12 protein-coding genes are annotated in these 15,676 nt (G+C 54.0%); 3 read left to right on the top strand and 9 right to left on the bottom strand.

The window, feature by feature from the left end; translation table 11 throughout:
• Positions 1-37 precede the first annotated feature (37 nt).
• The gene (argS, locus tag N7268_RS19460) at positions 38-1,771 is read left to right on the top strand and encodes an arginine--tRNA ligase (RefSeq protein ID WP_260864114.1); all 1,734 of its coding nucleotides are present in this window, start codon (positions 38-40) and stop codon (positions 1,769-1,771) included.
• 183 nt (positions 1,772-1,954) lie between these two features.
• A complete protein-coding gene (gene mrdA / locus N7268_RS19455; RefSeq protein ID WP_260864113.1) occupies positions 1,955-3,823 on the top strand; it encodes a penicillin-binding protein 2 in 1,869 nt (622 codons plus the stop codon).
• A gap of 12 nt (positions 3,824-3,835) precedes the next feature.
• On the opposite strand, the gene flhe is transcribed toward mrdA, so the two are convergent.
• From flhe to tar, 9 genes are all read right to left on the bottom strand, one after another.
• The gene (flhe, locus tag N7268_RS19450) at positions 3,836-4,228 is read right to left on the bottom strand and encodes a flagellar protein FlhE (protein ID WP_198903870.1); all 393 of its coding nucleotides are present in this window, start codon (positions 4,226-4,228) and stop codon (positions 3,836-3,838) included.
• On the bottom strand, positions 4,228-6,306 hold the full coding sequence (flhA, locus tag N7268_RS19445; RefSeq protein ID WP_260864112.1) for a flagellar biosynthesis protein FlhA: 2,079 nt from the start codon (positions 6,304-6,306) through the stop codon (positions 4,228-4,230). The genes flhe and flhA overlap by 1 nt, the downstream gene beginning before the upstream one ends.
• On the bottom strand, positions 6,299-7,450 hold the full coding sequence (gene flhB / locus N7268_RS19440; RefSeq protein WP_198903868.1) for a flagellar biosynthesis protein FlhB: 1,152 nt from the start codon (positions 7,448-7,450) through the stop codon (positions 6,299-6,301). Before flhB ends, flhA begins: the two co-directional genes overlap by 8 nt.
• Positions 7,451-7,620: 170 nt before the next feature.
• On the bottom strand, positions 7,621-8,265 hold the full coding sequence (gene cheZ / locus N7268_RS19435) for a protein phosphatase CheZ (protein ID WP_045444169.1): 645 nt from the start codon (positions 8,263-8,265) through the stop codon (positions 7,621-7,623).
• A 10-nt stretch (positions 8,266-8,275) separates the two neighbouring features.
• A complete protein-coding gene (gene cheY / locus N7268_RS19430; RefSeq protein WP_038641468.1) occupies positions 8,276-8,665 on the bottom strand; it encodes a chemotaxis response regulator CheY in 390 nt (129 codons plus the stop codon).
• 16 nt (positions 8,666-8,681) lie between these two features.
• Positions 8,682-9,731 (bottom strand): chemotaxis response regulator protein-glutamate methylesterase, encoded by a 1,050-nt coding sequence (locus N7268_RS19425; protein WP_198903866.1) that lies wholly within the window; start codon positions 9,729-9,731, stop codon positions 8,682-8,684.
• Complete coding sequence (gene cheR / locus N7268_RS19420; RefSeq protein ID WP_260864111.1) at positions 9,728-10,600, bottom strand: protein-glutamate O-methyltransferase CheR; 873 nt, start codon at positions 10,598-10,600, stop codon at positions 9,728-9,730. Before cheR ends, N7268_RS19425 begins: the two co-directional genes overlap by 4 nt.
• A gap of 19 nt (positions 10,601-10,619) precedes the next feature.
• On the bottom strand, positions 10,620-12,221 hold the full coding sequence (gene tap, locus N7268_RS19415; protein WP_260864110.1) for a methyl-accepting chemotaxis protein IV: 1,602 nt from the start codon (positions 12,219-12,221) through the stop codon (positions 10,620-10,622).
• Between the two features lie 43 nt (positions 12,222-12,264).
• Positions 12,265-13,920: a methyl-accepting chemotaxis protein II gene (gene tar, locus N7268_RS19410; RefSeq protein ID WP_260864109.1), complete on the bottom strand. Its 1,656-nt coding sequence runs from the start codon at positions 13,918-13,920 to the stop codon at positions 12,265-12,267.
• A 451-nt stretch (positions 13,921-14,371) separates the two neighbouring features.
• Here tar and N7268_RS19405 point away from each other — a divergent pair, with 451 nt between their 5' ends.
• The gene (locus N7268_RS19405) at positions 14,372-15,631 is read left to right on the top strand and encodes a dicarboxylate/amino acid:cation symporter (protein ID WP_260864108.1); all 1,260 of its coding nucleotides are present in this window, start codon (positions 14,372-14,374) and stop codon (positions 15,629-15,631) included.
• Positions 15,632-15,676 lie beyond the last annotated feature (45 nt).

Here is a 15,676-nt window from a genome sequence, read left to right as displayed (position 1 = left end):
TGTACATCTCCCCGCTTCATAAATGTAAGGTATTCCGGTGAATATTCAGGCTCTTCTCTCAGAAAAAGTCAGTCAGGCCATGATTGCTGCAGGTGCGCCTGCAGATTGCGAACCGCAGGTTCGTCAGTCAGCAAAAGTACAGTTCGGCGACTATCAGGCCAACGGCATGATGGCAGTTGCCAAAAAACTGGGTATGGCGCCGCGACAACTGGCAGAGCAGGTGCTGACTCATCTGGATCTCAACGGGATTGCCAGCAAGGTTGAAATCGCGGGTCCGGGCTTTATTAATATTTTCCTCGACCCGGCATTTCTGGCTCAGCACGTCCAGCAAGCGTTAGCCTCCGAACGTTTGGGCGTATCGCAGCCAGAGAAGCAAACCATCGTTGTTGACTATTCGGCACCGAACGTGGCGAAAGAGATGCACGTCGGTCACCTGCGCTCTACCATCATCGGTGATGCCGCGGTCCGTACGCTGGAGTTTCTCGGTCACCATGTGATCCGTGCAAACCACGTGGGCGACTGGGGGACACAGTTCGGGATGCTTATCGCATGGCTGGAAAAACAGCAGCAGGAAAATGCCGGTGAAATGGCACTGGCTGACCTGGAAGGTTTCTACCGTGACGCGAAAAAGCATTACGACGAAGATGAAGTCTTCGCCGAACGCGCTCGCAGCTACGTGGTGAAACTGCAAGGCGGCGACGAATACTTCCGCGAAATGTGGCGCAAACTGGTTGACATCACCATGTCACAAAACCAGTTAACCTACGACCGTCTGAACGTGACCCTGACCCGTGACGATGTGATGGGTGAAAGCCTGTACAACCCGATGCTGCCAGGCATTGTTGCCGATCTGAAGGCCAAAGGTCTGGCTGTTGAGAGTGAAGGCGCAACGGTTGTATTCCTTGATGAGTATAAAAACAAGGAAGGCGAACCGATGGGCGTCATCATCCAGAAAAAGGATGGCGGTTATCTCTACACCACCACCGATATTGCCTGCGCAAAATATCGTTACGAAACACTGCATGCCGACCGCGTGCTGTATTACATCGACTCCCGTCAGCATCAGCATTTAATGCAGGCGTGGACCATCGTGCGTAAAGCCGGTTATGTGCCTGACTCCGTACCGCTGGAACACCACATGTTCGGCATGATGCTCGGCAAAGACGGTAAACCGTTCAAAACCCGCGCTGGCGGTACGGTGAAACTGGCCGACCTGCTGGATGAAGCGCTGGAGCGTGCACGCCGTCTGGTCGCGGAGAAGAACCCGGATATGCCTGCCGACGAGCTGGAAAAACTGGCGACTGCGGTAGGTATCGGCGCGGTGAAATATGCGGATTTGTCGAAAAACCGTACCACCGACTACATCTTCGACTGGGACAACATGCTGGCGTTTGAAGGAAATACCGCCCCGTATATGCAGTATGCCTACACGCGTGTCCTGTCAGTCTTCCGTAAAGCGGAGATCGACGAAAGCGTGCTTGCCAACGCTAAGGTCATCATCAATGAAGCTCGCGAAGCCCAGCTGGCGGCGCGTCTGCTGCAGTTTGAAGAAACGCTGACCGTTGTTGCGCGTGAAGGTACACCGCACGTGATGTGCGCATACCTGTACGATCTTGCAGGGCTGTTCTCTGGTTTCTACGAACACTGCCCGATCCTCAGCGCTGAGAGCGAAGAAATTCGTAACAGCCGTCTGAAACTGGCACAGCTGACAGCGAAAACGCTGAAGCTGGGTCTGGATACGCTGGGTATCGAAACCGTAGAACGTATGTAAGTTCATCCCAGAATAACAGGCCTGAGTCTCCCTGGGACTCAGGCCTTTTTTATGTCCGTAAGAGGCTATCTGTAACAACTCACAAGGAATGACACATTTCCGTAGAGAGATGGAACATCTTTTGTCTGTCATCTCAACCCTGCCTCCGTATCATTAGGCGGCAAATTAATCGGGTACGGGTCAATGACATTCAGAGATTTTGAGGCGGAAGAAAAGCTCTTCCTGCGACGGGTAATAGTGGCTTTTGGCCTGGTGGTCATCTGTTTTGGCGTCCTGATTTACAACCTCTACAACTTACAAATCCGTCAGCACCAGTACTACACAACCCGCTCGAATGAAAATGACATTAAAATGCTGCCCGTCGCTCCGACGCGCGGCATGATTTATGATCGCAACGGCATCCCGCTGGTGCGCAACGTGACCTGGTACGATATTGCCGTTACCCCCTATAAAATCAGCGATATGGATGCGTTGTTAAAGCAACTCACCCCCATCGTTGACCTGACGCCTGATGATATTGATCAGTTTCGCCATGAGCTGAAAGCCAGCAGCCGTTATCGTCCCGTCGTGCTGAAAAACGCGTTAACCGACGTGGAGATTGCCCGCTTCTCGGTTAACCAGTTTCGCTATAGCGGCGTCACCATTAACAGCTATGAAGATCGCCAGTACCCCTACGGGGCAGAACTGGCGCATGTTCTCGGCTATGTATCGAAAATCAATGACAGTGACCTGAAGGCGCTGGATAAAAAAGGTCTGGCGGAAAACTATGCCGCTGACCACAACATCGGCAAGCAAGGGATTGAGCACTATTACGAAAACGAGTTACACGGTAAAACCGGGTATCAGGAAGTAGAAGTGGATAACCACGGACGCATCGTGCGTCTGATCAAAGATGTGCCGCCGGTTGCCGGCAAAGACATCCACCTGACGCTGGATTTACATCTGCAGGAATATATAGAGAGTCTGCTGGCGGGCCAGCGTGCGGCGGTACTGGTGGAAGATCCCCATGACGGTTCGGTACTGGCCATGGTCTCAAATCCCAGCTATGACCCGAACCCGTTTGTTAAAGGCATCAGCTATCAGGACTACAACAAACTGCTACAGGACAAAGACCTGCCGTTAATTAACCGCGTGACGCAGGGGCTATACCCTCCGGCCTCAACGGTTAAACCGTATATGGCCATGTCGGCCTTACTCAATGGCGTTATCACGCCGCAGACCAGCTTCTTCGGCGCGCCGACCTGGACACTTCCCGGCACTGAACGCCATTATCGGGACTGGAAAAAGACCGGTCACGGTATGCTGGATGTTACTAAAGCGATTGAAGAGTCTGCTGATACCTTCTTCTATCAGGTGGCCTATATGATGGGGATCGATCGGATTAACACCATGCTCAGCCAGTTTGGTTACGGTAAACCGACCGGGATCGATCTGGATGAAGAGTACAACGGTCTGTTACCGAGCCGCGACTGGAAACAGCGGGTACATAAAAAAGCCTGGTATCAGGGGGATACCATTTCCGTCGGCATCGGTCAGGGTTACTGGATTGCCACGCCGATCCAGATGGTGAAAGCGATGGTCGCACTGATTAACAACGGGAAAGTGATCTCCCCTCACCTCTTACAGGATGAAGAGAGCGGCAAGTCAATTACCCCTTATCAGGCACCGCAAGCGCCGATCCAAATTGCCTCCGCCGCTTCCCCCTATTGGGGGCTGGTGCGCCAGGCCATGTTTGGCATGGCAAACGAGCCGAACGGCACCGGTTATAAGTTCTTCCACACTGCACCCTATGGCATTGCGGCGAAAAGTGGCACCTCACAGGTGTTTAGCCTGAAAGAAAACCAGACGTACAATGCGAAGATGATCCCCATTCGCCTGCGAGACCATGTGTTCTATACCGCTTTCGCGCCGTATAAAAACCCGAAAGTCGCCGTGGCGTTGATTCTGGAAAACGGCGGCAGCGACGGGGTAACCGCCGCGCCGGTCATGCGTCAGATCATGGATCATCTGTTCGTGCCGCAACCCCCTGCCCAGCAGCCCGCGCAGGGTTAAGCCGACGGAACATTAGCGATAATTGACGATCACCTGATTGCTTTGAACTTTTAGCGCCGGGATCAAACGCCCACCACCGGGCACTTCCCAGACAAAATGCATCGGTTCAACGGCGGGGACATTATGAAAGCCATTCGTCGTGCCGCTTTGCCCGTCCAGCTCTACACAGCGAGACTGGGAGCATAAGCGCACCCGCAATCCGGCAGGCGTGGGTCCGTTCAGTTCGTAGCGCCACGCCACCAGAGTCATTAAACCGGAGACCGGCTGGCTGGCAACCAGCGGCGCAGACGACGCCGCCTCACCGCGATAGTTTAACGTGATGCCCATACCACTTGCCTGCCAGGCGCCTTCGCCAGCGGCTTGTACCATCAGCGGAAGACATAACAGCCAAAGCAACTTACGCATTATTTGCCTCCAATGGTTGCGGTCATGCGGATATGACGGTTATCGGACAGTTCCATGTTCGACAACACCACCAACTGCGGGATGCTGCGGCGTAAAAAGCGCGACAGTAGCGGTCGTAACGCATGGTTCACCAGCAATACCGGCGGCGCGCCCAGCATCTCCTGACGGGATAACGCCTCCTGAGTCTGCGCCAGCAACCGGTCTGCCAGACCGGGCTCCAGCCCACCGCCACCCTGCAACGCTTGTAACAGCAGTCGCTCAAGCGGCGTATCCAGACCGATAACCTGCACTTCATCTTTACCCGGGAACCACTGCTGCGTGATCGCCCGCCCCAGCGCAACACGGACGACGGCGGTAAGCTCGTGCGGATCGTTTTGCAGCGGTGCATGTTCAGCCAGCGTTTCCAGGATAGTGCGCATATCGCGAATCGGCACTTTTTCATCCAACAGGTTCTGCAAGACCTTATGCAGCGTAGTCAGCGTGATCACGCCTGGCACCAGATCTTCTGTCAGCTTTGGCATCTCCTGCGAAACACGATCCAGCAGTTGCTGCGCTTCCTGGCGACCAAACAGCTCGGCGGCGAACTGACCAATCAGATGATTAAGATGTGTGGCAACCACGGTACTCGCTTCCACAACCGTAAAGCCCTGAATTTGCGCCTGCTCTTTGAGCGCGCTTTCAATCCAGATGGCGTCGAGACCAAAGGCCGGATCAACGGTTTTTTCCCCCGGGAGCGACCCTGCCGCAGTGCCCGGGTTGATGGCCAGCCAACGCCCCGGATAGGCGTCGCCGCTGCCAATCTCTACCCCTTTCATCAGAATGCGATAACGAGCAGGTTGCAGATCCATATTGTCGCGGATATGCACGACCGGTGGCAGGAAGCCCATATCCTGGGCAAATTTCTTACGAATACTGCGAATTCGTCCCAGCAATTCGCCATCCTGCTGAAAATCTACCATCGGGATCAGGCGATACCCTACCTCCATCCCCAGTGAATCTTCCAGTTGAACGTCGTTCCAGGTCGCTTCCACTACGGCATTGTTTTCCGGCATTTTTACCGATTGCGGCTCCTCAGGGGCTTTTTTCTCCCGACCACGTAACCACCAGGCAAGACCGAGTAACGCCGCAGTAAACATCAGGAAAACCAGGTTGGGCATCCCCGGCACCAGCCCCAGTAAACCGAGTACGGCTGCGCTGAGCAACATGACGCTGGGATTACTGAACAGCTGCGTCACCATCTGTTCGCCCACGTCCTGATCGGTACTCACACGGGTGACGATAACGCCCGCCGCGGTGGAAATAACCAGCGCCGGAATTTGCGCGACCAGACCGTCACCGATGGTCAGCAGGGTATAACTTTCCGCCGCGCTTCCCATACTCATGCCGTGTTGCAATACCCCCACCAGCAGGCCGCCGACCACGTTGATCACCATGATCAAAATACCGGCGATGGCATCCCCGCGCACAAATTTACTCGCACCGTCCATCGAGCCGTAAAAGTCTGCTTCCTGGGTAACTTCCGAACGACGCTTTTTCGCTTCATCTTCGCCAATCAACCCGGCGTTCAGATCGGCGTCAATCGCCATCTGTTTACCGGGCATGCCGTCCAGCACAAAACGCGCGCCTACCTCTGCAATACGGCCCGCACCTTTGGTGATAACCATAAAGTTGATGATGACGAGAATAATGAAGACCACGATACCGATGGCAAAGTTACCGCCCACCAGGAAGTGACCGAAAGCCTCAACCACTTTCCCCGCCGCCGCCGACCCGGTATGTCCTTCCATCAAAATAATACGCGTGGACGCCACGTTGAGCGCCAGACGTAGCAGAGTGGTAAACAGCAAAATCGTCGGAAATGCCGCGAACTCCAGCGTACGCTGGGTAAACATGGCCACCAGCAGCACCATGATCGACAGCGCAATGTTAAAGGTGAACAGCAAGTCGAGGATGAAGGCCGGCAGCGGCAGCACCATCATCGACAGGATCAGCAGGATGAGGATCGGCCCGGCAAGAATTTGCCATTGCGTGGATTTCAGATTATTGGGCAGACGCAGCATCGCGACCAGATTAGCCATCAGTATTCTTCTCGTTCATGAAATCCAGTGCTTCAGGCACCGGAAGGTTTCCAGGTTGTGGTGGACGCTTGCCGCCTGCCAGACGCCAGCGTTTTAGCTGCCATACCCAGGCCAGTACTTCTGCGACGGCCGCATACAGTTGACCCGGGATTTGCTGACCAATCTCAGCATGGCGATACAACGCACGCGCCAGCGGCGGTGCTTCTAAAGTGGGTACACGGTGCTCCGCGCCAATCTCACGAATGCGCAACGCCACCAGCCCCGCCCCTTTAGCAATTACTTTTGGCGCGCTCATTTTGTTTTCGTCATACTGCAGCGCAACCGAATAGTGCGTAGGGTTGGTCACAATGACATCCGCTTTCGGCACATCCGCCATCATGCGACGCTGCGCTGCCGCACGCTGCATCTGTCGAATCTTCCCCTTAACGTGCGGGTCGCCTTCGCTCTCTTTAAACTCGTCGCGAATATCCTGGCGCGACATGCGCAGCTTTTTAATGTGGCTGTAGATTTGGAAGAAGACGTCGAATCCCACCATCGGAATCACACCCAGCACCACCAGAAGCGCGCACATCCCCACTAAATCCAGCGCATTGCCCATCGCCGTGACCGGCGACTCCGCCATTAAGCGCATCATTTCCGGCCAGTTATGCCAGAGATAAAATCCGGTGACGCTGCCGACCAGCGTGGATTTCAGGATAGCTTTCAGCAACTCTGCCCCGGTCTGCGCAGAAAACATGCGCTTAATGCCCGGTAGCGGATTCAGCTTAGAGAATTTGGGTTGCAGCGACTTACCGCTGAAGATCAAGCCGCCAAGCATCACGGGGGAGATCAACGCCACCAGCACGACGCCGGTAATGAGCGGCAGCAGCGCAATCATGGCATCTTTAATCAACAGGATGATTTGGCTCAGGATCAGGTTCGGGTCATTGACCATGCTGTGGTCAAAACGTAACCCGGCCGACAGCATTCCGGCCAGTTTGCGAGCAAGCGACTCCCCGCCGATCCAGATAATGCACACGCCCACCAGCAAAATAAGCAGTGAGGTGAGTTCTTTGGAACGGGGGATCTGCCCCTCTTCCCGCGCTTTTTCAAGTCGGTGGGGTGTGGGGGCTTCTGTTTTGTCGTCGTCGCTTTCTTCTGCCACGCATCAGACCCTGGATAGAGATATAGAGGGGAATAATGCCAGAACCGCTATGCAACAATGGGCAGAGTAAGCGACAAAAAAGACGGGATTTAGGGCTTTAACGCCAACAACCGATTAATCACGCGTTAGCCGGACGAGAGGCGCAAACCTCATCATCCGGCAATCACACATCAGAACCCGAGGCTATCCAGCAGGTCATCAACCTGATCCTGGCTTGCCACCACGCCCGCTTTCGACGTGTCAACCTGCGGGCCGTTGAGCAGGCTTTCATTTTCGCGTTTTGGACGAGCGCCCTGCTCCGGGATGTTCTCCAGCAGCACCATCAGCAATTGACGCTCAATCTCCTGGATAACATCCATCATGCGTTTAATAACCTGACCGGTCAGATCCTGGAAATCCTGCGCCATCATGATGTCCAGTAATTGGGCATTCGTGAAGCTGGTGTGGCCAGGCACATCGCCAAGGAACTGCCGGGTGTCGGTGACCAGTTCACGGGCATCTGACAGCTCAATGGGATTTTCAAACCATTCATCCCAGCGTTTGGTCAGGGCTTTCGCCCCTTTTTCCATCGCATCCTGATGCGGCTGCGACGCTTCAACGCTGTTTAGCGCACGCTCTGCCGCCTGCGCGGTCATCTGCACAACGTAATCCAGACGATCGCGCGCGTCGGGAATCGCTTCCGCCGCTTCAGCAATCGCCTGGTCCAGCCCCAGTTCACGCAGGCTGTCACGCAACATTCGGGTTAAACTACCGATGCGCGCGATGATGTCCCCTGCTGAATGTTCATCAACAGGTTTAATTTGTGGTTGCATCATCATCACATCCTCACATGCCCAGTTTCTCAAAGATTTTATTGAGTTTCTCTTCCAGCGTGGCTGCTGTGAACGGCTTCACGACGTAACCACTGGCGCCAGCCTGTGCGGCTGCAATAATGTTCTCTTTCTTCGCTTCCGCCGTTACCATCAATACCGGCAAAGAGGACATGCCACCGTCTGCGCGAATTGTTTTCAGCAGTTCCAGACCGTCCATATTGGGCATATTCCAGTCGGAAATGACAAAACCAAATCCACCTGTCTGCAGCTTGTTCAGCGCATCCACACCGTCTTCCGCCTCTTCAACGTTGTTGAATCCCAGCTCTTTAAGCAGGTTGCGCACGATGCGACGCATGGTGGAAAAGTCATCCACAACCAGAAATTTCAGCTCTTTGTCCGCCATAAAATACTGCTCCTCATTAAATACGTATTGCCTGTCCGGCACTGATTTTCGCCAGCATCTGCTGGCTTACCTGGCTAAGATCGACCACTTCGCTTACGCCACCCATATTGATGGCCTCGCGCGGCATGCCGAACACCACACAACTTGCTTCGTTTTGCGCGATAGTCCAGGCGCCAGCCTGGTGCATCGCTAACATTCCGGCGGCGCCATCGTTGCCCATGCCCGTGAGGATCACACCCACCGCATTACGCCCCGCATGTTTCGCCACCGAATGAAACAGCACATCCACAGAAGGCCGATGCCGGTTCACCGGCGGGCCATCATGAATTTTGATTTGATAGTTAGCCCCGCTACGAGCCAACTCCATATGTTTGTCGCCAGGCGCGATATACGCATGCCCCGGTAATACGCGCTCTCCGTCTTCCGCTTCTTTTACGCTGATCTGACACAGCTTGTTCAGGCGTTCGGCAAATGAACGGGTAAACCCAGGCGGCATGTGCTGCGTGATAATCACCGCCGGGCAGGAAAGCGGTAGCGGCTGCAGGACATGGCGGATGGCTTCTGTCCCTCCGGTCGACGCGCCAATGGCGATCAATTTTTCAGAACTGAGTAGCGGCACCGCTTTTAGCGTCGCCGGTGCAGTAACAGGCTTATGCGCCGCCAGACGGGCGCGCGATGCGGTACGCACTTTCTCCGCAATCATCTCGCTATACGCCAGCATCCCTTCGCGGATGCCTAACTGCGGTTTGGTGACAAAATCGATTGCCCCCAACTCCAGCGCCCGCAACGTCACTTCTGAGCCTTTTCCGGTTAGCGAAGAGACCATCACCACCGGCATCGGGCGCAGGCGCATCAGCTTTTCGAGGAAATCGAGACCGTCCATGCGCGGCATTTCCACATCCAGCGTCAGGACGTCAGGATTGTATTTTTTGATTAAATCCCGGGCCACCAGCGGATCTGGCGCGGTGGCGACCATTTCCATATCGCTGTGACTGTTAATAATTTCGGTCATGATTTGACGCATCAATGCGGAGTCATCAACCGATAACACTCTGATTTTACTCATTCTTTATCCTTAACACGCGCATGCGCATACACCGTCTGTCCGCGGAGACTAAACTCGCGCACGAGGTTGCTAAAGTTTTCTGAATGACCGGCAAATAACAGGCCGTCAGGCTTCAGGAGTGGAACAAAGCGGTGCAAAATGTCCTGTTGCGTCGTTTTATCAAAGTAGATCATAACGTTACGACAGAAAATGGCGTCGAACGGGCCAGGTACGTTGTATTTTTTATCCAGTAAATTCACGCTGGTAAATTCAACATGGCTCGCCAGTTCCTGTCGCACGCGCACCAGCCCTTCATGCGGCCCGGTACCGCGCATGAAGTAACGCTGTAGCTGCTGTGGCGACAGGGTTTTGAGTTCATCAAGGCGGTAAATACCGCTTCGCGCTTTTTCCAACACTTCGGTATCGATATCGCTGGCAAAAACACGCCAGCGTCCCGGGGTCATCCCCAGGGTATCGGCCAACGTAATGGCAATACTGTAGGGTTCTTCTCCGGTAGAGGCCGCCGCGCTCCAGACGCGGTATTCACCGCTGCGCCGACGCGCGTGGTCAGACAGCACGGGAAAATGATGTCCTTCGCGGAAAAAGGCGGTCAGGTTGGTGGTCAGGGAGTTAATAAAGGCCTGCCACTCAGCGCTGTTCGGATTGGCCTCCAGCATGCTGAGATAGCGACCGAAGTCATCCAGCTCCAGGGTACGCAACCGGCGAACCAGGCGGTTATACACCATGTCCCGCTTGTGGTCGGCCAGCACGATCCCCGCGCGCTGGTAGATTAATTGACATATCCGACGAAAATGCGCGTCAGACAGCGCAAGGCGCTGTGTCATCTGTAACAATAATGACGTTTGCCCACTGGGCAGAGATGATGTCATAGCGCCTTCTCAATCACATTCAGGATACAACGGGCACCGCTTTCGGCGGCGCCAATTCTTGTTGTGCTACGTTTTGCTCTTCAAGCTTAAAAAATGCGACACAGGCAGAAAGATTATCGGCCTGCGTGGCGAGTTGTCCGGTGGCGGATGCGGCTTCTTCCACCAGCCCGGCATTTTGCTGCGTGACTGAGTCCATCTGGCTGACAGCCTGCGCGACCTGCTCGATGCCTCTGCGTTGTTCATCAGATGCCGAGGCGATCTCCCCCATGATGTCGTTAACCTGGGTCACCGAGCTAACAATTTCCGTCATGGTGCGCGACGCCATATCAACCAGTTGCGATCCCTGGTGTACCCGGGTGACGGATTCTTCAATCAGCCCCTTAATTTCTTTCGCCGCCTGCGCGCTACGGCTTGCCAAATTACGCACCTCTCCGGCGACCACGGCAAAACCACGCCCCTGTTCACCCGCCCGGGCGGCCTCTACCGCGGCATTCAGCGCCAGGATATTGGTCTGGAAGGCAATGCTGTCGATGACGCCGATAATGTCGCCAATTTTCTGCGAGCTGGCAGAAATCTCCTGCATGGTGCTGGCTACCCGGGACGTCTGTTCACCCCCTTTATGCGCCGTGTCTGCGGCGCTTTTGGCGATCCCCGATGCCTGGCGTGCGTTATCCGCATTCTGCCCAACGGTGGCGGTCAGTTGTTCCATACTGGCCGCCGTTTGCGCCAGCGCGGCCGCTTGCTGTTCAGTGCGTGAAGACAGATCATTATTGCCCATCGCGATTTCCGAAATACCGCGATGCATCGCTGAGCTCCCGTGGCGCACCTCATTGACCGTTTCATGCAGCGCCTGCTGCATTTTCTTCAGGCTGGCAAAAATAGCCGAGATCTCATTGCGCCCATAAACGGCTATCGGCCGAGCCAGATTACCCGCGGCAATGCTGTCGAAATGACTGCCGATGATCGCCAGCGGCTGGACGATCATCTTGCGCGACCAGTACAACGCACCGCTGGTTAACAGCGCCGCCAGTATGACCATGGTGGCGAAAATCACCCCCGACATATGGTAATTTCGCTGGCTCAGGTCACCTGCGGTTTGCAACACACGATCAATGTTGCTCTGCCACGCGTTAACGTTCGCATCAAACGCATCCTGAGATGCCTGCACCGGCGCGGTCAGAAAATCTGACAACTGATTGTTTTCCAGCCAGGTAGCCTGATGCGCCAGATCGCTGTGCCATTGGTTGAAACTTTTCTCCGTCGCGCCAAAAAGCGCCTTCCCTTGCTCTGACGTATCCGATGTCGCCATAAAGCGTTTAAACATCGATTCGGACTGCGTGAGACTCTCGCGCGCACGGGTCATCAGGGCTTTGATGTCCTCTGGCGGATAGCTCAGGGCGGTCAACGTCCCTGCCTTATTGAGGGCTGTACTGGCCTGTAATAACACTGCGCGGGTTTGGGCCAATACAGCGCGTTGCTGATTACTCCGTTCGACCTGATTCAGGTTCTGAAAACCGTCCCGAAATGCCCAGAAGGACAAGCCATTACTGCCAATCTGCAAAGCACCGCAGAGGATCAAAATCAAAAACAGCGTGGTCGAAATTCGAATACGATTAAACATCAACGCTCCCATCAGGCGGCGCAGGCCGCGGTTTAACGATCAGTCAAAATGTTTCCCAATTAGAATCTTGTTCAATAGCCTGGCGTGGATAGGATGCCGGAGCCCCTGCAGGTAATCGTGTATCGCGCGGCTTAGCTGACGCCGGGCGGGTTGCAAGGCGGAAAGTCGATACGGACTGCGTTAAGCGACTGGCCTGTTCTTCGAGTGCGGCAGCCGCGGCAGCCGACTCTTGTACCAGTGAGGCGTTCTGTTGCGTCACACGGTCCATCTCAGAGACCGCGAGCGCCACCTGATCAATCCCCCGGCTCTGTTCGTCAGAGGCCGAGGCGATTTCCCCCATAATGTCGGTGACGCGTGTTACCGCATTCACAATGTCTTTCATGGTTTCACCAGCGCTCTCCACCAGGACAGAACCGGTATCGACTCTGGATACAGAATCTTCAATTAACGCTTTAATCTCTTTCGCCGCCTGGGCGCTGCGGCTTGCCAGGTTACGTACTTCCCCGGCGACTACGGCAAAACCACGCCCCTGCTCACCTGCACGCGCGGCTTCTACCGCTGCGTTCAGCGCCAGAATATTGGTCTGGAAAGCAATGCCATCGATGACGCTGATGATGTCGGCGATTTTCTTCGAGCTATCGGCAATTTCGTGCATGGTGTTCACCACACCATCAACCACTTTGCCGCCGTGCTGCGCCGTATCAGAGGCGCTTTTCGCCAGTTGCGAAGCCTGACGGGCATTGTCGGCGTTTTGCTTCACGGTCGCCGTCAGTTGCTCCATGCTGGCCGCCGTTTCTTCCAGCGCAGAAGCCTGCTGCTCAGTACGGGATGAAAGGTCGGTGTTACCGCTGGCAATTTCGCTGGTACCGGAATAAATCGCGTCCGACCCTTCACGCACCAGGGTCACCGTTTCAATCAGCGAACGCTGCATGTGATCAACGGTACTCGCCAGCTCACCGATTTCATTGCGACCACGCACGGTCAATGACGGCGTTAAGTTGCCGTTGGCGATTTCCTGAATATGGGTAATGACGCGAGCCAGCGGGTTGAGCAAGGTATGGCGGATGCCGTACCACACCACCACCAGGATCAGCACCAGAATCACCGCGAGGACACCGAGTTGCCACTGAGCAAAGTGGTAATCCCGCGCGCTTTCATCAAATGCATGCAGGTAGAGTTTTTCGCTGACGCTGGCATATTTCCCTAATGCCTCACCCAGCGCGTTTTGCATTCCCTGGGTAGGCTGCGCGAAATACGCGTCCATGTTGCCGTTTTCCAGGAACTGAATTAATTCCGTTAACGCCGCATGGTACTGCTGATATTTCTCACCCACGTTGTCACTGGCTTCAGCCATTTCCGGCAACGGGGTGATGCTTTTAAATTTTGCGTAATGCGTTGCTGCTTGCGCCAGCGTACTTTTCGCATTTTTAAGCAGATCGCTTTTCGCGCTGCTTTGCTGGTTCGACGCATCCATCATCATGCGCGCCGAGGAACGGCTCAGGTTAATACGCGTTTGCAGCATTAAGTCCCATGTCGAAGTGAGTTCACTTTGCTGCTGTCGAAGATCGTTTGAAATAACAAAACTTTGCTGATTCTGTTGCAGAGATGAGAACAACAGACCACCGGAAACAAGCTGTAGCAGTGCGAAAACCCCCAGCACCATCATCAGCATTGTCACAACGCGGATACGGTTAAACATAAGGCACCTTCCTGAAAACGAGTTACCAACGTTATCGGCACCCGGCGCGATAACTTTACGTTCAGGAAAAGGAAAATTCGCAAAGGAGCAGGCAGCAACAGACGTGTGAACCCTGCTGCAGTGCAGAACAGCAACGGCGTTGGCCGTTCTCAACGAGGTTTCGTTCCGCCACCACAAATCGCTCACAAGAAAACATCATAATTTTCATATGATTAACATAACCTTACGGACACTATGTTATCGAGCACACGCGAAACCAGCACTTTTATGTGATTCACATCACACATTTAGTGTTTTTTCACCACAACAAAATGAATAAAAAATTAAAAAAAGTTGTATCCGCTTACGCTTTAATCCAATTTATATGATGAATATTTCGATGCCTTTTAATAATTAAAATAAATGAGCATCTGTTTGAAAAATGTTAATTCCTGACAGAGGACTTTTTTTTGTGACAAATGCAAACAAACTCACGTTATTTATCGTGATCTTCATGCTGGCGGGCATCCTGTCTGGCGCGATGATTCACTCCTATGCCTCACCGGGTGTCGTTTCCGCCTGGGCGGATAATATTACGCTGCTCACCGATATTTTCCTGCGCCTGATTAAAATGGTCATTGCACCATTAGTCTTCAGCACACTGACCGTCGGTATTATGCGTCTGGGTGAAACCTCGACCATCGGTCGCGTTGGCGGCAAAGCGATGATCTGGTTTATCAGCTCTTCCATCCTGTCTATTCTCGTCGGCCTGTTTGTTGTGACGCTGGAACACCCGGGTAGCGGGCTGAACCTGACGATTCCACTGGAAGCCACGGATACCGGTCTGGCCGTCGGCGGCATGAGCCTGAAAGGTTTTCTGTCTCATACCATCCCAACCAGCATCGCAGGTGCGATGGCGAACAATGAGATCCTGCAAATTGTCGTCTTCTCTATGTTCTTCGGGATTGGCGGGGCTTCTCTGGGCGAGAAATTTAACGCACCGCTGGTCGCTGCGTTAGATGTGGTCTCCCACATCATGTTGAAAGTCACCGGTTATGTCATGTATGTGGCGCCATTAGCTATTTTTGCCGCTATCTCTTCGGTCATCGCCACGCAGGGGTTGGGTATTCTGCTCAACTATGCCTCGTTTATCGGCGGTTATTACGTCGCTATCGTACTGACCTGCTTTGTGCTGCTGGCCGTAGGTTATATGGTGCTGAAAAAAGAGGTCTTCCGCCTGGTCAGCATGCTGAAAGATCCAGTGCTGGTTGCCTTTACCACCAGCAGTTCTGAAGCGGCTTATCCGAAAACGCTGGAGCAGTTAACGAAGTTTGGTTGCTCACGTAATATCGTGTCATTCGTACTGCCTATCGGTTATTCCTTTAACCTGGTCGGTTCGATGGTTTACTGCTCCTTTGCGTCAATGTTTATCGCGCAGGCGTATAACATTCACCTCTCCTTCGCTGAAGTCACCGTTCTGATGCTGACACTGATGCTGGCCTCTAAAGGAATTGCCGGTGTGCCGCGTTCAGCCCTGGTGGTACTGGCAGCGACTATTCCGAGCTTTAATATTCCGGTTGCAGGTATTCTGTTACTGATGGGTATCGACCATTTCCTCGATATGGGTCGCTCAGCGATTAACGTATTAGGTAACGGGATCGCCACGGCAATGCTGGCGCAGAAAGAAGGGTTGCTGGAAGAAGAAACGGATCTGGTTGAGCAGGAAGCATAACAATAAAAAAGCCGGGTCACCCCGGCTATAAGCGATAAGCGTTCA

It is taken from the genome of Citrobacter sp. Marseille-Q6884 (assembly GCF_945906775.1).
GTDB lineage: Bacteria > Pseudomonadota > Gammaproteobacteria > Enterobacterales > Enterobacteriaceae > Citrobacter.
This window is presented reverse-complemented; position numbering and strand designations above follow the sequence as displayed.